The organism is Rhodopseudomonas sp., assembly GCF_048594845.1.
Lineage (GTDB): Bacteria > Pseudomonadota > Alphaproteobacteria > Rhizobiales > Xanthobacteraceae > Rhodopseudomonas.
The window spans coordinates 13033-30506 of record NZ_JBMDXE010000360.1; the positions used below are offsets into that span (position 1 = coordinate 13033).

A 17474-nucleotide genomic window follows, 5' to 3' on the forward strand; every position below is an offset into this window, starting at 1 on the left:
ATGCGATTTCTGCGTGAAACCGTGTGCGAATCGGCTCGTAATTGATCGGGGACAATGCTCCCGCAGCAGGACGGCGCACCTTTAGTCGCATGTGGCATCCGATCGGCACAGAGAACTTCGATGTGCGCCTGGAATTGGCGGTGATCGTCGATGGCCGCGTGGAATGGCGCATGGAGCCGTGCCGACGCGTGATCGGTGGGTGGGTGCATTGCGATACCCACGAGTTTGTGCCGCGGCGGCCGACGCACTGGCGGATTTCCGAGAACGCTTCGCAAAAAGGTCGCGGGCCGTTTCCGGAAATCACAGGTTTGCCACAAGGCCCGCATCCCGAGCCCTGAACCGCCCCGTTCACCCTTTGTCAATCGTCGCCGCGCAGAACTACGGGATGACGATGCAGCTCGCTCCGACCAAGCCGCCGGACAAGATCCGTGTGCTGTGTACCAAGTGCCGCGTGCCCTTCCGCGAGAAGATCCGGAATATCCGCGAGGGCGTGCAGGTGCAGTGCCCGAACTGCAACAAGCTGATCACCTTCTCGACCGACTCCGCCGACCTCGGCGTACAGCGCGCTTTCACCGAGGCGCGCCGCATCAAGAATGGCATGATGCTGTCGATCAACCGCGGCGATGGGGCGAGCTGAGCGCGCTTCGCCTACGAGCCATAACGCCTGCTAGCGCAGGCTCTGGACGCCCCACATCACCAGCAGCATCGCCGGAATGCACGGTACCGCCCACTTCGCCCAGGCGATCAGACCGTTGCTGATGCCAGTGCGGAACGCCGCGATCAGCCGATAGGTGACGATGATCCAGGGCAGAATGATCCCGACCAGAATGGCGTCCACGTACCACGTCATAGCAACAACTCCGCATGCTTCCCGGTCCCTGCTTAACGCGTGGATGTGCCCGTCCACATCCACCAATGGACTCATGAGGCGGCCTGTTCCGCGCGCGCGACCCGCAAAATGGAACTTCCGGAGCCCGCGCGACTTGTATTTCCGGTCGATGCCTGTGGCAGGGGTTCGTCTTGGAAAATTCGATCGTGATCCTGGTCGTCGAAGACGAACCGATGATCCAGAGCGTGGTTCAGGAAGCTCTCGAAGAAGGCGGTTTCAAAGTCGAAGTGGCTTCCACGGGCGAGCAAGCCCAGAAGCTGCTCGAGGACGCGCAGCGCTTCCGCGCCGTACTGACCGACGTCAATCTCGGCCGCGACCGGATGGACGGCTGGGACGTCGGCCGCATCGCCCGGGAGAATGATCCGAGCTTTCCCGTGGTCTATATGACGGGCGACAGCGCCGCCGAATGGGCCTCGCGCGGCGTCCCGAATAGCCTGCTGATCACCAAGCCGTTCGCACCCTCGCAGGTGGTAACGGCGATCGCTCAGTTGCTCAACAATCCCGCCCCGGGCGCGACGCCGGCCCCTGACCGAGCAGCCAGCTAAAGCGCGCCCACATGTAGGGATTGTCCCTACAACGTCCGTCAAATTACGTGCGCTTCCTTCCGTAGCCCTCGGATCGACAGCCATTCTCAGGCGCTGTATTTTTCCACCATTCGCTTCATCGCAGTCATTTCATGCCGGTTGCGGATCGGCTGGGTCAGTGCCTGAAATGAACGGGGAACATCATTGGACAAGTTTGTTCGCGAGGAAAATTTGAAGCTCTATCGCCGGCTGTTGTCGGAAACCCACGACGAAGAACGGCGACGGGTTCTGATACAGCTGATCGCGAACCTCAACGAGCGCGATCGGCCCAATCGGAACGGGACGTAAGGTCCGGACCAGCGCGGCAGTGACGCAAGGACAGCTTTACTCCCGCTTCGCGTTCCGGGCCGCCTGCCGCACTTCGCGCGGACCTCGGCGAGCGCATCCCGCTGCGAACACAGCGGTATTTGATTCGGAGCAATGCGCCCGCGGCTTCGCCGGATAGCTTACGCGCCGTCATTGCCGAGCTTTCTAGAGGTGGGGAGTTCCGACGCTGACGGGAGCCCCGAACATGGCCTCGTTCGGGGCTCTTTCATTTTGGCCGCGCCTGGGCAAGGCGCGCCTCCGACTTGACGGACGAACAATAGAGCAAGCACCTGAGCGCTCCCGCCCGCGCGGCCGTGTCCCTCGTCTTGCGCCATCGCAACGTTTCGATCCCGATCCTGACATAGCCAGTAGGCGCTCGACGTGTCTTCCGGCCGAAAGGTGACCGTCAGAGCTTCACCGGCGCGGTCAATCGCGCTTTCGGCTCGCTGGCGCGGGCTGACGATCAGGGGAGTGGACAGATGCGTCTTGGGACTTTGATTGTGCTGACTGCGGCGGCTCTCGCACTGGGTGGATGCGACCTGGGCCAGGGAACGCCGGGGCCACGCGGTGAGCAGGGTCCGGAAGGCCCAGCGGGGCCTCCGGGTCCCCCCGGCAGGGACGGTGCCTCCGCCTCGAGCATCCGCGCCGTGACGTCGAACACATGCGTGTCCGACGGCTGCCCGACCCGCTGCGACAGCGGCGAAACTCTGGTGTCGGCGCTGTGCGTCGGCAGTTCCTCGGCCCGCTTCAGCGACAGCATCACGGTCGAGCGCGGCGTGTTGACGGCGCGCTGCGGTCCGACCTCCAGCAGTATCGTGGTGAGCTGCGCCCGACAGTAACGCGGTGTCCATCGGCGACGCCGCCACAACGTGAAGCGGCATCGCCTAGACGCAGCTACCGTTCGTAGGCTCCGCAAAAGAAAGACGGAGGATTTCACGCTGGTTCCGTGGTAGAATAATACTACAGTTGATCTAAATCAAAAGGCGAAGGGACCGGGCCGGCAATGGTCCAGAAAATTCCCGGAGAGCTCCGGCCCTGATGCCTCATGTGATTTACAAATGTCCGCGGACTGCCATGAAGGTTCAGGCTTGGGTCGCTGAGGAAATCACCCCTCCGACGGCGACCACGTTCGAACTGATCCGCTGTCCTGCCTGCACGCAGGTGCACTTCGTCAACCGCCTGGACGGCAAGCTGCTGGGCGACAAAAGCTGACGCACGTCTCTGTTGAGCTCCTGCGACGAATCCTGACGCGCATCTGGCAGCGACGAACCGTGGCGGTCAGCGCCCCTCCCCGAGCCATTCCATCTGCGATGTGTCGAACCGGACGCTTGGTCGGCGCCGCTGGTGACGGATCCTGAACGAGAGTTCGCGCTGCCGCGAGGCCCGGAGCTAATCCGAACGACGCAAGTCGCCGTCCGGCAAACGCGCTTTATCAGGCAATACGGTACTACGCAGAGAAGGATATACTTCGATGTGGCCGTTGTAGTTGATGAAGCCGAGCTTGCGAAACTTGTTCATGAAGTGACTGACGCGTGAGCGCGTCGTCCCGATCATTTCAGCCAGCGTCTCCTGGCTGATATCGACCGGCAGGGATTTCGCGGTATCGCCTTCGCTGAAATCGGCGAGTAGTAACAACAATCTCGCCAGACGCTTCTCGCTGGAATTAAACAGCTGATCGATCAGATCTTCTTCCACGCGGCAATTGCGCTTGAGCAGGTGCGTCATGAAGAATTCGCACATGCCGGACTCGCGCTGCATGGTACTAATCAGCATTGCCCCGCTCAGCGCCGTGACCATGCAGTCCTCCAGCGCAACGGCGGTGGACAAGCGCCGCCGTCCGATCAGCGCGCTCTCACCGAAGAACTGTCCGGCCTCGAGGATGGCGACGACGCCTTCCTTGCCCTGCTCCGACATCACCACGAGCTTGATGCGCCCTTGCTGCAAATACAGCACGCTGTCCGCTTTATCGCCCTGCGCAAAGATGCTCTGGTTCTTGCGGAATTGCTGGATCGTCCGGCCCGGTCCCGCGCTGCTCAAAAACGCTGTTGGATCGAACGCCACATCGAAAGAATTCACGTGTAATCCTGCAATCGCGAAATACGACCTCCGCCATCAGGCGTCGATAGTCGCGCGGCGAGACATTCGCCGCGGCGTTCCATCAACATCAATTTCAAAGAAAAATCTGTGCCGTTTTGACCACGCTATTCGAACGTGGTCGCGCTTACCGCTGAAATTAGTTCGCGGCCTGTCCGGACTTCTTCGACTTCGTAGTCGCAGTCTTCGGCTTGGCCGGCACGGCCTCGTTGCTACGCACATCGCCCCAGGGATCGTTCGGGGCCTTGGCATCCGGAATCTTGCGCAGTGAGTCGCGGTAAGCCTTGTCGCGCACCGCGTCCTGCGCCTTTTCCTCCGGCGATTTATGTTGAATTTCGGGAACCAGATTTACGTGCGGGCCTTCCTGGGCCACTGCCGCTGCGGGTGCCATTAGCAAAACCAACATCGCCGCGCCGCGCAGTACCTTCATGTCACTTTCCCCTTCGTTGCGACAGGCGGACGCCGCCGTCAAAGGCGATCGGACCTGCAAGACTTTGGCGACTGCATCCAATCCTCCCAGATCGGACCACAGCGGGTACAACCATTGAGGAGGATCGCCGCGGCAACGACGCCGAACACGAGTATCGAACGCTTGACCATACGCTACCCCGCCAAACTGGCAGAACCTTAAGGGATCGACCGTGGCGTTTTCAAGCCGCCCAGAATCGGCTCCGATGCGACAAATCACACGCGATCCGTGCGATCGGCATGGTCGTGCAACGTCCAGAAACGAAAAAAGGGAGAGACCAGATGGCGGAAGAGCTGCGAACGGCGGAATTCGGGCTCGAGGAAGCTCGGCGCACGCTGGGTGAGGTGTTCGCGCCATGGGTCCTCGATCTCGGCCTGTCAGTCGAAGCGATCGAGACGGATCCTCCGCCGGGCGCCGCTGCGGACTGGCAACCCGGCGCCACGCTGCGGATGGCGTTTTCGGAACGGCTGTGCCGCAGCGGCGGCATCGTTTGCGGCCAGGCGCTGATGGCGCTTGCCGACACCGCCATGGTGTTCGCAATCCTCGCCGCCAACCGCGGCTTCCGACCGATGACCACGGTCGATCAGACCACGCACTTCCTGAAAGCCGTGGCATCGAGCGACGTGCTCGCCGAAGCGCGGGTGGTCCGGCTCGGCCGCACCATGAGCTTCGGGCGCGTGACGCTGCTCAGCGCCTCCGACGGCAAACCGGTGGCGATGGTGTCGAGCGCGTTTGCAATGCTGTGACGGCGGCTACTTGCCGAGCACTTTCTCGGCCGCGGTGGCGATGTTGACGCCGGGGTTTGCACCGCAAAACGAGCAAGCAGGAGCAAGCGGACTCAGTCGCGGCGAGATCACCGGATTTGGTAAACGACGACTGAATAGGCACCGCTTTTCATCGGCAATCGCATCAAACTCTTCCTAATTTCCTTGTGGCAAAGTCGCGGCGCTCACGGGGGCAACGGAAAGACGATGATGATCGAAAAACGAGGCTCACCCCGTCAGCGGGTCTACAAGCGCGGTATCATCGCGTTCAACGGTGCCGGCTTTGACTGCACAGTACGGAACCTGTCGACCGGCGGAGCGCGCGTCGACCTTCAGGGACCGGTGCACCTGCCGGAGCACTTCACGCTGGTGATCGAGAGCGACAAAGTGATGCACCGCTGCCGCCCGGTCTGGAGTGCCGCGCAGCGCATCGGCGTCGCGTTCGAGTAATCGTTCGCCCCGGTGAAGGCCGACCTTCAGTAGCGCCCGCCCCCGAAGTTTCCACCGACGGGACTGCGCGGCCCGATGCTGCCGCCGCGATAGCCACCGCCGATCGAGATCGAGGGCCCGCGCGGCACGTCGTAGTAATCCGGCGGGCGCCGCACCACCACGACATCATCGACATCGTCCTCGTAGTACACGCGCCCGCGCGACGGCTTGGCCGCAGTCCGCTTCGGCGTGTCGTCGCGCTCGGCGCGCTTCGGCTTCGACTTGTCGGCTTTCTTCTCCGCCTTCTTCTCGATCGCGGGCGGCGCGCCGCACGGACAGGTGGCGCCGGACGCCGGCGTCAGTGCTGCGACCGGCGTCGGTGTCAGTGCGGTTGCGACCGGAACGGCCACCGCGATCTCCGGCTTGTTGCGCAGCCGCAGCTCGAGCTTCTTGGCGGTCGGGGTCAGGTCGCTGTCGGGATACTGATCGAGGAACGCCTTGTAGGCCGACGAAGTGTTGGCCAGCACCGCCTTGTTCCAGGCCAGCATCCGCTTGTGCCGATCCAGCCAGCGCTTCGCCCGTGTGCCGAGCGGCGGCTCGGCAAACAGCGAGACGAACGCCTCATAGGCATCGACCGAACCGTCGGAGACAATGAGCTCGTTGGCCTCTTCGACCTTCTTGCCCTTCAAAAGGCTGCGCCATTCCACGACCGAGCGCTTCTTTTCAGCCGAGGCGGCAGGCTGCGCAGCCGCCTCGACCGCGCCGAAGAAGCGGAAGTCATCGACCAGCGACGACGAATCCCACGGCGTCTGCCGGCCCTCGGTGGCCTTGTTGACCGCCAGCCGAACCCGCTTGAAGGTGTCCTCAATCTGTAGTCCGCTCTCGCGCCCGGCCTTCAGCAGCGCCGTCGTGTAAGGACTGTTGGTGCCGCCGCCGTCTTCGGCTTCGGCGCCCGGTGAGGTCGAGAACGACACGAAGGTGCCGGGTGAGCCGGTCTTGGTATCGACCAGCGCCAGCCCCTGCCCGGTGGTCTTGCGGATGTCGGGAAACGGATTGTTGCGGCAGGCATCCAGCATGATGATGCGGCTGCGGGTCGGCACCGAGGTCAGCGTGTTGAGCACGTCGTCGAGCCGCACCGCCTGCAGCGGAATATCGGTCTCGCGCTTCGGATCGATATCGACCGGGATCAGATAGTTCTCGCCGTCCACCTGGATGCCGTGGCCGGCATAGAACATCAGTGCCACCGTGTCCGGCCCCTTGGTTGCGATCTTGGCGGCGAAGTCGCCGACCATCTGGCGCAGCTCGGTCTGGGTCAGATCGTTCGCGGCGGTGACCTCGAAGCCGGCCTCGCCGAGCATCTTCTCCACCGCCTTGGCGTCGTTGGCGGGGTTGGGCAGCGCCGGCACCGCCCGATAGGCCGATTGCCCGACCACCAGCGCGAGGCGGCTCTCCGCCCACGCCGCTTCCGCTCCCAGCATCATGGCCGCGGCAATCGCCGCGTTCCACAGCATCGCCCGCACCATCGGCTCTCCTTCCGGTTCGACGTCCCGCTGCTTTGTCTGCCAGGTCATCCAAGCGGTTCACGCCCGTGGCAATTGGACGCCACGCCCCAAGCAGTGCGCGGCGCCGGTAACAACCAGCGCGGGTAAGACTGGGTTAACATTATCGGGCAAATCAGAAGCGCGGCTTACGCGATCGAACATTGTGTCCGGTACTTTCCGCGCGACACGGCGGCTCCACCAAAGCCGCCAGAACATGCAGGAAGCCGACGTGGTGGACATTTCACAGGGAACGGCGGTCACACGCAACGCATCAAAGAACGCGGCGCCTCATCTTCTGCCGTCGATCACCGCGCTTGATGCGCGAGCCTGGCGCGACCTTGCCGGCCGTGTGGTCGAGCCCAACGGCTACTACCTGCCGGAATGGACGCTGGCGGCGAATGGCGACGACCGCGGCCGCAGCGTCACGCACGTGCTGATCGCACACGCTTCGAGTGGCCAGCTCACCGGCCTGCTGCCGGTGCTGTCCTGCTGGCACGCCTTCCGACTGCCGTTGCCGGTGCTGGTCTCCGCCGATCCGTTCCGTTCGCTCGATACGCCGCTGCTCGACCGCGAGGATGGGCTGCAAGCCGCCACGTCATTGCTGGCGCAGGCGCGTGCCACTGGCGCCCGGGCGCTGCTGCTGCGCGACGTCGCGCGCGACGGCGACGCGATACAGATGCTGTCACGCGCTGCGGCCAGCGACGGCTTGGCGCCGGTGCTGCTGCGCGGCTGGTCGCGCGCCTGCCTCGATGCGACTCGCGACAGCGAGGAGCTGCTACGCGATGCACTCGGCGGCAAGCGGCTGAAGGAATATCGCCGGCAGATGCGCCGGCTCGGCGATCACGGTGAAGTCCGCTTCAGCGTAGCGCAGACGCACGACGACGTGGCGCGGGCCTACGATACGTTTCTGGCTCTGGAAGCCAGCGGCTGGAAAGGCCGCCGCGGCAGCGCGCTGCTGCATCAGCCGGAGTTGGCGGCGCGGCTGCGCGACGCGGCCGTCGCCCTCGCTGCGCGCGGCGCCTGCGAGATCGGACAACTTCACGCCGGCAACGAGCCGATCGCTGCCGGCATCGTACTGCGGCACGGCGATCGCGCTTACTTCTTCAAGCTCGGCATCGCCGAACAGCACGCGCGCAGTTCGCCGGGCGTGCTGCTGACGCTGGAGCTGACCCGGCATCTGTGCGCCGATCCGGCGATCCGACTAGTCGACTCCACCGCGGCGCCCGACCACCCGATGATCGATCCGATCTGGCGCGGCCGGTTTGCGGTCGGCGACGTGCTGATCCCGCTGCGTCCGCGCGATCCGCTGTTCGGGCCGATCACGCTGGCGCTACGCACCCGCGAGGCGGCTCGCCAGACCGCGAAGCGGCTGCTCAAGCGCTGAGGCTTACTCCGCCGCCTGGGCGTTGATCTCTTCGGAGATGTGACGGATCGCCTTGGCGAGCTGCGCCGGATCCTGCGCGCCCGACACCGCGTATTTCTGCGCGAACACGAAGGTCGGCACGCCGGAGATACCTTTCTCAGCCGCCTCGTTGGCCTGACCGGCGATCAGGTCGACATCGACATCCGTGGCTAGCTTCGCGCGGACGTCATCGGCATCGAGGCCGATCTCACTGGCGGCCTGCACTAGCACATTGATATCGGTGAGATCGCCGCCGTCGCGGAAGTACAATTCCATTAGCCGCTGCTTCATCGCCGGGCCCTTGCCGATCGCATCGGCCCAGTGGATCAGGCGGTGACAGTCGATCGTGTTCGGCTGCCGCTTCACGCGGTCGGGGTGATATTCCAGCCCCTCCTGCGCGGCGGCGTCGACGACGCGGCTGGCGAGCTCCTTGTAGCGCGCCGGCGAGCCGAATTTCTGAGTGAGATATTCGTCGCGCTCGATGCCTTCGCGCGGCACCGACGGGTTGAGGAAAAACGGACGGAAGGTGAGTTCGACCGGCACGTCGGGCGCCAGCGCAAGCGCCTGTTCGATCCGCTTCTTGCCGATATAGCACCACGGGCAGACCACGTCGGAGACGACATCGATCTTCAGCGGCTTCAGCGCGCTCATCGGCGCCTCCTTGTGTTGGTCCCTGCCGGACAGTCCCATACAGATGGGCACGCAGCAAGAACCCGCAAGGCACTACAGGGCTGCAGCGATGCTGCGCAGCCTGGCTGCCGTGGCGTCGTCGGCCGGGAAGAACGTCTCGATCGCGATCTCCGACAGCGTGACGTCGACCGGCGTACCGAACACCATGGTTGTCGAAATGAAGCTGAGCGTATCGCCGCCGAGCCGCAGCCGGAACGGCACCACAACAGCGCCGGGCTCCACGGGCGCGGCGCGGGCCGGCACCGGATAGGTCTTCAACTCCTGATACAACTCGAGCAGCTTGGGATCCGCGGTCGCTTCGCATTGCCGGTGCAGCCGCTCCAGCAGATGCGCGCACCATTCGCCGAGATTGGCGGTGCGTGCCGCGAGGCCCTCGGGGTGAAACGACAGCCGCAACACGTTGAGCGGCGGAGCCAGCAGCGTCGGCGGGATGCCGTCAAGCATCGGCATCACCATGCGGTTGGCGGCGACCAGATTCCAATGCCGGTCGACCGCCAGCGCCGGATTGGGTTCGTGCGCCTTCAGCACCTGATCGACCGCGACGCGCGCCGCCGCCAGCGCCGGATCGTCCAGCGTCCGCTGCGGGAACGCCGGCGCGAAGCCGGCGGCGACCAGCAGCACGTTGCGTTCGCGCAGCGGCACGTCGAGCCGCTCGGCGAGCCGCATCACCATGTCGCGCGACGGCGCCGCGCGTCCGGTTTCCACGAACGACAGATGGCGCGCGGAAATCTCCGCGTCGAGTGCGAGGTCGAGCTGGCTGAGCCGGCGGCGCTGCCGCCACTGCCGCAAGTAATCGCCGATGCGCACCGGCTGCGCGCCGGCCGAAGCCTGAGCCGAGGAAATCGTCGTGTTCATGGCCGAAGGCTAGCACGCAGCCTGAACCGCTTCCATGACCTGCGAGGTAATCGATTTTGGCAGCGAGCCCACGCATCGTCGGGTCATCGCCCATCGAACCGAAGGAGACGACCATGATCCATCCGTCCTTGCTGCTCCGCCGCGCGCTTCAGGCCGACGCACTGGTCAGCGGCGCCATGGCGCTGCTGCTCGTCACCGGCGCGAGCACGCTGGCGCCGCTGCTGGCATTGCCGCAGCCGCTGCTGCTCGAAACCGGTCTGTTCCTGATCGCCTACGCGGCCTTTGTTGGCTGGCTCGGCAGCCGCCCCGCGCTGCAGCGCCCGCTGGTGCTGCTGGTGATCATCGGCAACGCGCTGTGGACGCTCGCCAGCATCGCGCTGCTGATCAGCAGCGCCGTAGCTCCGAACGCGCTCGGGATCGCGTTCGTGGTGATGCAGGCCATCGCCGTCGGCGTGTTCGCGGAGCTGCAGTATATGGGGCTGAAACGGAGCGAAGCGGCGGTGATGGCGTAATACTCGTCGCGCCCCAAAGCTCAACGTCATTGCGAGCGAAGCGAAGCAATCCATGCGCCGTGCCCCGCGCTGGATTGCTTCGTCGCGGAGCCTGTGCTCGGACGGCGCGAAAGCGCCGATCCGAGTGCTCCTCGCAATGACGAGAAAGCCCCGTCCCCGGCCATCCACGTCTTTGCCATCGCAACTGCCGCAAGGCGTGGATGCCCGGGACAAGCCCGGGCATGACGGAGGATTTTGTGGCTGAGAGGTCTGAGGTGTGGTCCGGCCGAACTACGCGGCCTTCTTGCCGGCGGCGCTGCCAGTCTTGGATTTCGCCTTTGCCGCTCTCGTCTTCGCCTTTGAGACTTTGCCCCCGGCCTTCACCGATTTCGTAGTCTTGGCCTTTGTGGTGGCCTTGGCAGCGCCGGCCTTGCTCGCCTTCGCCTTGCCCGCCTTCGGCGCGGCGCCCTTGGGCTTCGCGGCGTCCTTGGTTTTCACCTTGTCCGCCTTGCGCTCGGCCTTCTGTTTCTGCTTCGCCTTGTCGGCGCGGGCTTCGGCTGCCTTTTTCAGGCGCTTCTTCTCGCAAGCGTCGCACTTACAGCCGATCGGCTTCAGATACTCTTTGAAGTACTCGGTGCCGTAGTCGTAATTGATCTCTTCGCCGGGCTCGATGTTCTTGATGGCCCGGATGAAGATCTTGCGCTTCTTGACGCTGACGTCCGACTCCGCGTTCGGCTTGCAGGAGTGGTTGATGTAGCGCGCGACGTTCTTGCGCACCGAGCCGTCCACAGTCCAGCGCTTGCTGATCTGGAACAGGTACTTGTTCTCGACCGCGTCGTCCTTCTTCTTGTTGCAGTCGAGCATCGGCCCGAAATAGCGGATGATCTTGCTGCCCTTCTTGATCGGCTGGGTGGCGAACAGGCCGAGGCCCGTCTTGGAGCGGCCGATGCGATAGGGCTTGTTCGACAGATCGGGCATGAGCTTTGTACGTCGCGAGCGAGGAAGGGAACGCAAGCGGCCCTTCTAGATCGATTCCGCCACAATTGGCAGGGGTTTCCTGCCGTTCCCGCACGCCGTCCCCAGCCTGATCGCGCGAAATCCGGCGGGTCTTCGCGCGCTCAGGCCGCGCCCTTGTCCTTGACCCGGCGATATCGCGCCAGCAACCGCTCGCCTTTGGCGGCGATCTTGCGCGCGGCGGCTTCCGTCCTCGGCACCGGTTCGCCCCAGGCATGGGCCGACAGCGCAAAGCGGGTCGGCCGGCCCTGCTTGTCCTGCAACGCCGGCAGTTTGGCGCGGCCGTAGAACCGCACGGCCCAACTTCCTTTCCGACGCATCTCGGCCGGCGACATCTCCGAGGCCTTCTTGGTCACGCCCGGCTTGAGGTGCGCGCCCTCGCGCTCAGCAAACGCCTTGCGGCCCGCCGCCGTGAGGCCGCCGTGCGGGTCTTTCTCGGACGGTCGCCGGGAGGATCTGCGGATTGGAGAGGTTCTGGCTGCCGCAGCCTTGCGCGAGCCCGCGCCGGTGCTTTTCTTCTTGGACGCGTTGCTGCGGCCAGAGGGCTTCTTCCTGGCTGTCTTGGCGGAGGACGATTTCCGCTTCGACGCCTTGGCCTTAGAAGCGGACTTGGCCTTGGAAGCGGACTTGGGCTTGGAAGCAGACTTGGTTTTGGAAGATTTGGCTTTCGCGGATTTGGCCTTGGACGCCTTCGCCTTGGAAGCTTTCGACTTCGAGGATGTGGATGATTTCGCTTTCGACGCCACGGCCATGTTGTCCACCAGGTTGGGATAGGGGCGACCGGCGCGCTTGGCGCGGGCCTTCGCGGCGGCCTTCTTGGCCGGCGATAGGTGCTTGGCCGGCTTGCCGCCACGCTTGCGCGGGTTCGATCGCGACCACGGCGCCTTCTTGGCCGCCGTCTTTCGCTTGGGGGACTTCGATGCCGACGTTTTGCTCGATTTGGCCATGCCGCACCAACGCCACAAACGGCGCGCGGTTTCACCGCCGCGTGAGACAGGCTGAACCTCGCGCCGCTGCGCGGTTTACTTCGTTGTCCGCCCCGCGCAATATCCCGTCGATCAGTCCGCGCCGAGGCGCGGCCGCCGCTGCGAGGAACCTGCGATGAAGGCCGTGTTCTCGAAGCTCGGCAACGACTTCTTCTCCACGATCATTTTCGTGGTGCTGTATTTCTCGACCGGTAACGTCGCTCTCGCAACGATCGTGGCGGTGATCGGGGCGGTCGCCCAGTTTGCTTATGCGCGGATCAAGGGCTTCCGGCTCGACATCATGGCCTATGCCAGCCTGGCGATGGTGGTCGTGCTGGGCGGCGCAACGCTGCTGACCAACGATCCGCGCTTCGTGCTGATCAAGCCGAGCATCGGACATATCGCGGTCGGCGCCATCATGCTGCGGCGGGACTGGATGCTGCGCTACGTGCCGCCGGTGGTAGCAACGACGATCCCGGACTACGTCCGCGTGTCCGGCTATTTCTGGGCTGTCCTGATGATCGCGCTCGGCGCCGGCGTGATTGCCGCGGCGATGACCGGCGATATCAAGATCTGGACCTTCTACGTGATGGTGATCGCGCCCGCCGCCAAGGTGGCGGCAGTGGCCGCCCAGTATCTGGTGTTCCGGCTGGCGATCCGCAGCCGGCGCCGCGGCGAAGCGGCCGCGGCCGTGTCGATGGCCGAATAGACCAGCGAGAGTTTGCCTACAACCGCGGCGCGATCAAGGCGACTGGCGACGTCACCTGCTGCTCGATACGCGTCTCAGCAGCCGCGTAGCGCCCATCGCCCTCATAGGTCGCGGCAATGCTGCGGCTGCCCGGCGACAGCGCCGAGGTCGTGAAGGCCGCGATGCCGGCATGATCAAGCCGCACATGCGCGGCGATCACCTCGTCGCCATCGCGAAACGTCACACTGCCGGTCGGCACCCCAGCTCCGCCCGTCACCGTGACCGCAAAGGTCACGACATCGCCGGGTGCGATCAGGTCGTTGGACGAGGATAATGTCAGCGCGGGCTGCATCAGGATGTCGACCGGAATTTCCGCCGAATGGCTCGGCAGCACGATCAGCGGCAGATGCGCGGCGCTCCCGCTGTAGTCCGCCCTCAGCACGTGCCGGCCGGGCGGCAGCCCCTCGATTGTGATCTGCGGCTGCTCGACGCTGCTCCAGCCCAGCACCCGCAGCGTTCCCATGTCGAGGAAAGTGATGCGACCTTCGGGCACGCCGCTGCCGAATGCGGTGCCGACCTCCGCGCGCAGGCTGACGCGCCCCGGCACGGCCGGGTCCGCCGTCGCGGTCAGGACAGTGGTGGTCTGTTCGGAAAGCACTTCGTATTGGGCGAGCGCCGCCCCCGGTAAGGCAACCAGCGCCAGCACGGCGGCCCGAACGAGGGCTCGCCAGAATGACATCCGCATATCGAGTCTCCACCATTTGCGGTGAACCTCGGGGCGTCCTCCGAGCAGCATCCTATCACCTGATCGACCCCACACCACTGGTATCTGTATCCGTAGAAGCGCGGAGGGTTCAGAGCGCCGGCGCACCATGCTGCGCCATCCTGCCCTACTGGAGGGATCCAGGTTCTGAATTATCCTGAAGGCGCGTTGGTATTTTTCTGAAGGCGGGCGTTTTCCTCGGCCGGGCTGAATTCCACTTCGCGCGAAAACGCTTTAAAGCAGGTTCGCCGGCCGTGTCCCGTGGCCGGCTCAAGGGAGAAACAGATGGCAGTCGACGGAAACTGGAAACTCACCATGAGCACGCCGATGGGCGAGCGGCAGGCCGACCTGACGCTGAAGGCCGATGGCGCCACGCTCTCCGGCACGCAGTCTGCCGACGGCGATTCGGGCGAAATCTTCGACGGCACCGTGAACGGCGACGACGTCGCCTGGAAACTCGACATCACCAACCCGATGCCGCTGACGCTGAGCTACACCGGCAAGGTGAGCGGCGACAGCATCTCTGGCGAAATGGGCATCGGCCCGATGGGCTCGTTCCCGTTCACCGGAACGCGGGCGTAACGCCACGTCGGCGCCTGCGCTGCAGGCCTGCGATCCTCACCACGCGAATGCGCCGACGCGTTCGCGTGGTTTTTATTGACGCGCTGCGACGAACTATCCCTTTTCGGAGGGACGCAATTTTATCGATGGATTGAGCGCGCAGCCTTGGGAGGCCGCGATGAGCACGTTTATTTCGTTCGGAACGTTTGCACGCTCCTGCTTGCCCTCGATAACGGCCGTGCGACTCGGCATGGCTGCTCTTGCTGTTTGCGCGCTCGCCCGACCGGCGGATGCGCGCGACCTGCTGCAGCCCGAGTCGAAATGGACCGTCAGCGACGACTTCGCCAAGACCAGGAAGGCCAGGACCAATCTCAGCGGCGCTGCCTGCGCGCCGACCTCGCCGCCCTTCGCATCCTGCGTGATCGTCAACGACGACAAGAACTACGCCCAAACCTTCACCATCGAAGGCACAACTCTGCGTCCCGCCCGCGTGGTGCGCCTGATGCCGGAAAGCGCCGACGGCGATCCGGACGCCGAGGCGGCCGCCTATGACGACGGATATTTCTACATCACCGGTTCGCACGGCCTTCCGCGCCATCACCCGGAAGCCGGCAATCCGCCGAGCTACACGCTGTTCCGCTATCCGGTGGACAGGCAGGCGTTGCAGCCTGAGTTCGTGTCGGAGGAAGACGTCAAGGGCCTCGAGACGACGACGCGGCTGCGCGGCGTGCTGAAGACGCTGCCGCCGACGGCCGACAAATACGACAAGCCGCTCGGCCAAGGCGGCATCAACATCGAGGGCCTCGCGGTCCGCAACGGCCGGATCTATTTCGGCCTGCGCGGCCCCTCGCTCGACAGACACGCCTTCGTCATCTCGGTCGACCGCGATGCGATCTTCACCGACAACGAGCCGCTGCACGCCAAATCGCACGATCTCAAACTCGGCAAGCACACCGGCATCCGCGACCTCGCCAAGGTCCGCAACGGATTGCTGGTATTGTCGGGTCCGGTCAACGACCAGGCGATCCAGCCCGCGATCCACCTGTGGGGCGATGACGGCCAGCTACAGAAGCTCGCTGCGCTCGACATTTCGGACGCAGGCAAAGGCGCGAAGGCCGAGACTCTGCTTGTGCTGCAGGACGATGACCACGCTCCATTGCGCGTGCTGATAATGTTCGACGGGCCGGAGAACGGCCACCCGCTGGAATACGTATTGAAGCGGTAGGCCCAGCGATCAGAACCAGATCTGCATCGGCAGGCCGTGTTCGTCCCGCGGTGGCTCGCCGTCGGGCAAGCAGCCGCCGGGATCACGCGCCGCCAGCGCACAGGCGCAGGCATCAAGCACGTCGTCCGCCTTCGCTCGGGTCCCGAGCCTGACCCGATCGACCCACTCGTCGATCTCAGCGACGCCGTTTTGTCTGACCAGTTCACGGCGTCGGCGGAGGCCTTCGGCGTGTCGCTTGGACGGCAACGGCCGACCGCCGCTGAGACGAAGGAAGATCAACTCCGGATGGGCCTCGCGGATGTCGAGATCGCGATGTTCGCGCACGAATGCATCGACCTGCATGATCTTCGGGCCGAGATGCCAGAGCTGCAGCGACGCCCGCGATTGGCCGCGCTCGGCAGCCGCCGCATTCGCCTGCGCAAACTGATCCGGATAGTTGAATTCCGTCCATAGCCAGCGGCGCGCGCCGGTGAAGACCCGGCTGGCATGCGGACGAAGCAGCGCGCGGGCGTCGAGGTCGCACTGGCGGACGCCGTCATTGCTCAGGCCGATCGGAATGTCGATCGCGACGCGAGTGAAACGGCGGCTGGCGAGCCATGAGATGTCGGGGATGAAGTCGATCTCAGGGCGGTCGCCGCCGAGCGTCACCGCGACCCAGCCGTGTCTATAGCCATCGAGACCGAGGGCGATCACGGCCGATAACCTCCCTCGCGATCCTCCAACGACGAAGATGAGTTACCGAGGTCTGCCGCCGAGGCGGACATTCCCCGGAAGTCACTCCGGGGCGCTCAAACGAGCGAACCCGGAATGATGGTGCAGGTGGCTGGGGCCGAGATGCCTTAGCCGAGGTTCAGTTCCTTGAAGAAGTCGTTGCCCTTGTCGTCGACGATGATGAAGGCCGGGAAATCGACGACGTCGATCTTCCAGATCGCCTCCATGCCGAGCTCGGGATATTCCAGCACCTCGACCTTCTTGATGCAGTGCTCGGCGAGGTTCGCCGCCGCACCGCCGATCGAGCCGAGATAGAAGCCGCCGTACTTCTTGCAGGCTTCGCGCACCGCTGGCGCCCGGTTGCCCTTGGCGACCATCACCATCGAGCCGCCCGCGGCCTGAAACTGATCGACGAACGAGTCCATGCGTCCCGCGGTTGTCGGGCCGAATGCGCCGGAGGCGTAGCCGTCCGGGGTCTTGGCAGGGCCGGCATAGTATACCGGATGGCTCTTGAAGTAGTCCGGCAGCGGCTCGCCCTTGTCGAGGCGATCGCGGAGTTTGGCGTGCGCGGCGTCGCGCGCCACGATCATGGTGCCGGTCAGCGACAACCGGGTCTTGGTCGGATATTTGGTCAGCGTCGCGAGAATGCCCTTCATCGGCTGGTTGAGGTCGATCTTCACTACCTCGCCGCCAAGCGCCTGCTCGACCTCCGGCAGATACTGCGCCGGATTGTGCTCGAGCTCCTCCAGATACACGCCGTCCTTGGTGATCTTGCCGAGCACCTGGCGGTCCGCCGAGCACGACACACCAAGCCCGATCGGCAGCGACGCGCCGTGACGCGGCAGACGAATGACGCGGACGTCGTGGCAGAAATACTTGCCGCCGAACTGCGCGCCGACGCCGAGCGACTGCGTCATCTTGTGGATTTCCTGCTCCATCTCCAGGTCGCGGAAGGCGTTGCCGTCCGCCGAGCCCTGCGTCGGCAGCGCATCGAGATAGCGCGCCGAGGCGAGCTTCACTGTCTTCATGCACA

23 protein-coding genes are annotated in these 17474 nt (G+C 64.6%); 12 read left to right on the forward strand and 11 right to left on the reverse strand.

Annotation, left to right across the window (positions count from 1 at the left end):
• Positions 1 to 89: 89 nt before the first annotated feature.
• Both ACOJTD_RS24575 and ACOJTD_RS24580 read left to right on the forward strand, forming a co-directional pair.
• Positions 90 to 338 carry a hypothetical protein gene (locus ACOJTD_RS24575; RefSeq protein WP_420135466.1) on the forward strand — a complete coding sequence of 83 codons (249 nt, stop codon included), beginning with the start codon at positions 90 to 92 and terminating at the stop codon, positions 336 to 338.
• Between the two features lie 53 nt (positions 339 to 391).
• Positions 392 to 637, forward strand: a complete 246-nt coding sequence (locus tag ACOJTD_RS24580; protein WP_420135467.1) for a hypothetical protein — start codon at positions 392 to 394, stop codon at positions 635 to 637.
• A gap of 30 nt (positions 638 to 667) precedes the next feature.
• Here the strand turns inward: ACOJTD_RS24580 and ACOJTD_RS24585 are convergent, their stop codons facing one another.
• A complete protein-coding gene (locus tag ACOJTD_RS24585) occupies positions 668 to 850 on the reverse strand; it encodes a hypothetical protein (RefSeq protein ID WP_420135468.1) in 183 nt (60 codons plus the stop codon).
• Positions 851 to 1020: 170 nt separating this feature from the next.
• Between ACOJTD_RS24585 and ACOJTD_RS24590 the strand changes: the two genes are divergently transcribed.
• From ACOJTD_RS24590 to ACOJTD_RS24600, 3 genes are all read left to right on the forward strand, one after another.
• The gene (locus ACOJTD_RS24590) at positions 1021 to 1434 is read left to right on the forward strand and encodes a response regulator (protein WP_420135469.1); all 414 of its coding nucleotides are present in this window, start codon (positions 1021 to 1023) and stop codon (positions 1432 to 1434) included.
• 992 nt (positions 1435 to 2426) lie between these two features.
• Positions 2427 to 2618, forward strand: a complete 192-nt coding sequence (locus tag ACOJTD_RS24595) for a hypothetical protein (protein WP_420135470.1) — start codon at positions 2427 to 2429, stop codon at positions 2616 to 2618.
• 235 nt (positions 2619 to 2853) lie between these two features.
• The gene (locus ACOJTD_RS24600) at positions 2854 to 2991 is read left to right on the forward strand and encodes a hypothetical protein (RefSeq protein ID WP_420135471.1); all 138 of its coding nucleotides are present in this window, start codon (positions 2854 to 2856) and stop codon (positions 2989 to 2991) included.
• A gap of 177 nt (positions 2992 to 3168) precedes the next feature.
• On the opposite strand, the gene ACOJTD_RS24605 is transcribed toward ACOJTD_RS24600, so the two are convergent.
• Both ACOJTD_RS24605 and ACOJTD_RS24610 read right to left on the reverse strand, forming a co-directional pair.
• On the reverse strand, positions 3169 to 3855 hold the full coding sequence (locus ACOJTD_RS24605) for a Crp/Fnr family transcriptional regulator (protein ID WP_420135472.1): 687 nt from the start codon (positions 3853 to 3855) through the stop codon (positions 3169 to 3171).
• A 157-nt stretch (positions 3856 to 4012) separates the two neighbouring features.
• Positions 4013 to 4303, reverse strand: a complete 291-nt coding sequence (locus ACOJTD_RS24610; RefSeq protein ID WP_420135473.1) for a hypothetical protein — start codon at positions 4301 to 4303, stop codon at positions 4013 to 4015.
• A 320-nt stretch (positions 4304 to 4623) separates the two neighbouring features.
• Here ACOJTD_RS24610 and ACOJTD_RS24615 point away from each other — a divergent pair, with 320 nt between their 5' ends.
• Both ACOJTD_RS24615 and ACOJTD_RS24620 read left to right on the forward strand, forming a co-directional pair.
• Positions 4624 to 5088 (forward strand): PaaI family thioesterase, encoded by a 465-nt coding sequence (locus tag ACOJTD_RS24615; protein ID WP_420135474.1) that lies wholly within the window; start codon positions 4624 to 4626, stop codon positions 5086 to 5088.
• A gap of 225 nt (positions 5089 to 5313) precedes the next feature.
• Positions 5314 to 5556 carry a PilZ domain-containing protein gene (locus tag ACOJTD_RS24620; RefSeq protein ID WP_420135475.1) on the forward strand — a complete coding sequence of 81 codons (243 nt, stop codon included), beginning with the start codon at positions 5314 to 5316 and terminating at the stop codon, positions 5554 to 5556.
• Between the two features lie 26 nt (positions 5557 to 5582).
• On the opposite strand, the gene ACOJTD_RS24625 is transcribed toward ACOJTD_RS24620, so the two are convergent.
• Complete coding sequence (locus ACOJTD_RS24625; protein WP_420135488.1) at positions 5583 to 7058, reverse strand: caspase family protein; 1476 nt, start codon at positions 7056 to 7058, stop codon at positions 5583 to 5585.
• A gap of 247 nt (positions 7059 to 7305) precedes the next feature.
• Between ACOJTD_RS24625 and ACOJTD_RS24630 the strand changes: the two genes are divergently transcribed.
• Complete coding sequence (locus ACOJTD_RS24630; protein ID WP_420135476.1) at positions 7306 to 8460, forward strand: GNAT family N-acetyltransferase; 1155 nt, start codon at positions 7306 to 7308, stop codon at positions 8458 to 8460.
• 3 nt (positions 8461 to 8463) lie between these two features.
• On the opposite strand, the gene ACOJTD_RS24635 is transcribed toward ACOJTD_RS24630, so the two are convergent.
• Positions 8464 to 9129, reverse strand: coding sequence for a DsbA family oxidoreductase (locus ACOJTD_RS24635; protein ID WP_420135477.1), 666 nt, complete (start codon positions 9127 to 9129; stop codon positions 8464 to 8466).
• 72 nt (positions 9130 to 9201) lie between these two features.
• Positions 9202 to 10023, reverse strand: a complete 822-nt coding sequence (locus tag ACOJTD_RS24640; protein ID WP_420135478.1) for a helix-turn-helix domain-containing protein — start codon at positions 10021 to 10023, stop codon at positions 9202 to 9204.
• A 113-nt stretch (positions 10024 to 10136) separates the two neighbouring features.
• Between ACOJTD_RS24640 and ACOJTD_RS24645 the strand changes: the two genes are divergently transcribed.
• Positions 10137 to 10535, forward strand: a complete 399-nt coding sequence (locus ACOJTD_RS24645) for a hypothetical protein (RefSeq protein ID WP_420135479.1) — start codon at positions 10137 to 10139, stop codon at positions 10533 to 10535.
• A gap of 270 nt (positions 10536 to 10805) precedes the next feature.
• On the opposite strand, the gene ACOJTD_RS24650 is transcribed toward ACOJTD_RS24645, so the two are convergent.
• Positions 10806 to 11492: an SET domain-containing protein gene (locus ACOJTD_RS24650; protein ID WP_420135480.1), complete on the reverse strand. Its 687-nt coding sequence runs from the start codon at positions 11490 to 11492 to the stop codon at positions 10806 to 10808.
• A 140-nt stretch (positions 11493 to 11632) separates the two neighbouring features.
• Positions 11633 to 12475: a DUF6321 domain-containing protein gene (locus ACOJTD_RS24655; RefSeq protein WP_420135481.1), complete on the reverse strand. Its 843-nt coding sequence runs from the start codon at positions 12473 to 12475 to the stop codon at positions 11633 to 11635.
• Between the two features lie 154 nt (positions 12476 to 12629).
• Between ACOJTD_RS24655 and ACOJTD_RS24660 the strand changes: the two genes are divergently transcribed.
• On the forward strand, positions 12630 to 13202 hold the full coding sequence (locus ACOJTD_RS24660; protein ID WP_420135482.1) for an inner membrane-spanning protein YciB: 573 nt from the start codon (positions 12630 to 12632) through the stop codon (positions 13200 to 13202).
• A 16-nt stretch (positions 13203 to 13218) separates the two neighbouring features.
• On the opposite strand, the gene ACOJTD_RS24665 is transcribed toward ACOJTD_RS24660, so the two are convergent.
• A complete protein-coding gene (locus ACOJTD_RS24665) occupies positions 13219 to 13926 on the reverse strand; it encodes an Ig-like domain-containing protein (protein WP_420135483.1) in 708 nt (235 codons plus the stop codon).
• Positions 13927 to 14229: 303 nt separating this feature from the next.
• On the opposite strand from ACOJTD_RS24665, the gene ACOJTD_RS24670 reads away from it, so the two are divergent.
• Both ACOJTD_RS24670 and ACOJTD_RS24675 read left to right on the forward strand, forming a co-directional pair.
• Positions 14230 to 14526, forward strand: a complete 297-nt coding sequence (locus tag ACOJTD_RS24670; protein ID WP_420135484.1) for a hypothetical protein — start codon at positions 14230 to 14232, stop codon at positions 14524 to 14526.
• A 229-nt stretch (positions 14527 to 14755) separates the two neighbouring features.
• Positions 14756 to 15730: a DUF3616 domain-containing protein gene (locus ACOJTD_RS24675; RefSeq protein ID WP_420135485.1), complete on the forward strand. Its 975-nt coding sequence runs from the start codon at positions 14756 to 14758 to the stop codon at positions 15728 to 15730.
• A gap of 9 nt (positions 15731 to 15739) precedes the next feature.
• Here the strand turns inward: ACOJTD_RS24675 and ACOJTD_RS24680 are convergent, their stop codons facing one another.
• Positions 15740 to 16423, reverse strand: coding sequence for a DUF429 domain-containing protein (locus tag ACOJTD_RS24680; RefSeq protein WP_420135486.1), 684 nt, complete (start codon positions 16421 to 16423; stop codon positions 15740 to 15742).
• A gap of 146 nt (positions 16424 to 16569) precedes the next feature.
• Positions 16570 to 17474: FumA C-terminus/TtdB family hydratase beta subunit (locus ACOJTD_RS24685; RefSeq protein WP_420135487.1), on the reverse strand; the 905-nt coding region annotated here is incomplete at its 5' end.

Bases quoted from the DNA above. Each gene is read 5' to 3' on its own strand.
- ACOJTD_RS24575 (WP_420135466.1), top strand. From the start codon at position 90: ATGTGGCATCCGATCGGCACAGAGAACTTCGATGTGCGCCTGGAATTG.
- ACOJTD_RS24580 (WP_420135467.1), top strand. From the start codon at position 392: ATGCAGCTCGCTCCGACCAAGCCGCCGGACAAGATCCGTGTGCTGTGT.
- ACOJTD_RS24640 (WP_420135478.1), bottom strand. From the start codon at position 10,023: ATGAACACGACGATTTCCTCGGCTCAGGCTTCGGCCGGCGCGCAGCCG.
- ACOJTD_RS24635 (WP_420135477.1), bottom strand. From the start codon at position 9,129: ATGAGCGCGCTGAAGCCGCTGAAGATCGATGTCGTCTCCGACGTGGTC.
- ACOJTD_RS24615 (WP_420135474.1), top strand. From the start codon at position 4,624: ATGGCGGAAGAGCTGCGAACGGCGGAATTCGGGCTCGAGGAAGCTCGG.
- ACOJTD_RS24600 (WP_420135471.1), top strand. From the start codon at position 2,854: ATGAAGGTTCAGGCTTGGGTCGCTGAGGAAATCACCCCTCCGACGGCG.
- ACOJTD_RS24650 (WP_420135480.1), bottom strand. From the start codon at position 11,492: ATGCCCGATCTGTCGAACAAGCCCTATCGCATCGGCCGCTCCAAGACG.
- ACOJTD_RS24645 (WP_420135479.1), top strand. From the start codon at position 10,137: ATGATCCATCCGTCCTTGCTGCTCCGCCGCGCGCTTCAGGCCGACGCA.
- ACOJTD_RS24660 (WP_420135482.1), top strand. From the start codon at position 12,630: ATGAAGGCCGTGTTCTCGAAGCTCGGCAACGACTTCTTCTCCACGATC.
- ACOJTD_RS24620 (WP_420135475.1), top strand. From the start codon at position 5,314: ATGATGATCGAAAAACGAGGCTCACCCCGTCAGCGGGTCTACAAGCGC.
- ACOJTD_RS24675 (WP_420135485.1), top strand. From the start codon at position 14,756: ATGGCTGCTCTTGCTGTTTGCGCGCTCGCCCGACCGGCGGATGCGCGC.
- ACOJTD_RS24665 (WP_420135483.1), bottom strand. From the start codon at position 13,926: ATGCGGATGTCATTCTGGCGAGCCCTCGTTCGGGCCGCCGTGCTGGCG.
- ACOJTD_RS24585 (WP_420135468.1), bottom strand. From the start codon at position 850: ATGACGTGGTACGTGGACGCCATTCTGGTCGGGATCATTCTGCCCTGG.
- ACOJTD_RS24670 (WP_420135484.1), top strand. From the start codon at position 14,230: ATGGCAGTCGACGGAAACTGGAAACTCACCATGAGCACGCCGATGGGC.
- ACOJTD_RS24655 (WP_420135481.1), bottom strand. From the start codon at position 12,475: ATGGCCAAATCGAGCAAAACGTCGGCATCGAAGTCCCCCAAGCGAAAG.
- ACOJTD_RS24625 (WP_420135488.1), bottom strand. From the start codon at position 7,058: ATGGTGCGGGCGATGCTGTGGAACGCGGCGATTGCCGCGGCCATGATG.
- ACOJTD_RS24610 (WP_420135473.1), bottom strand. From the start codon at position 4,303: ATGAAGGTACTGCGCGGCGCGGCGATGTTGGTTTTGCTAATGGCACCC.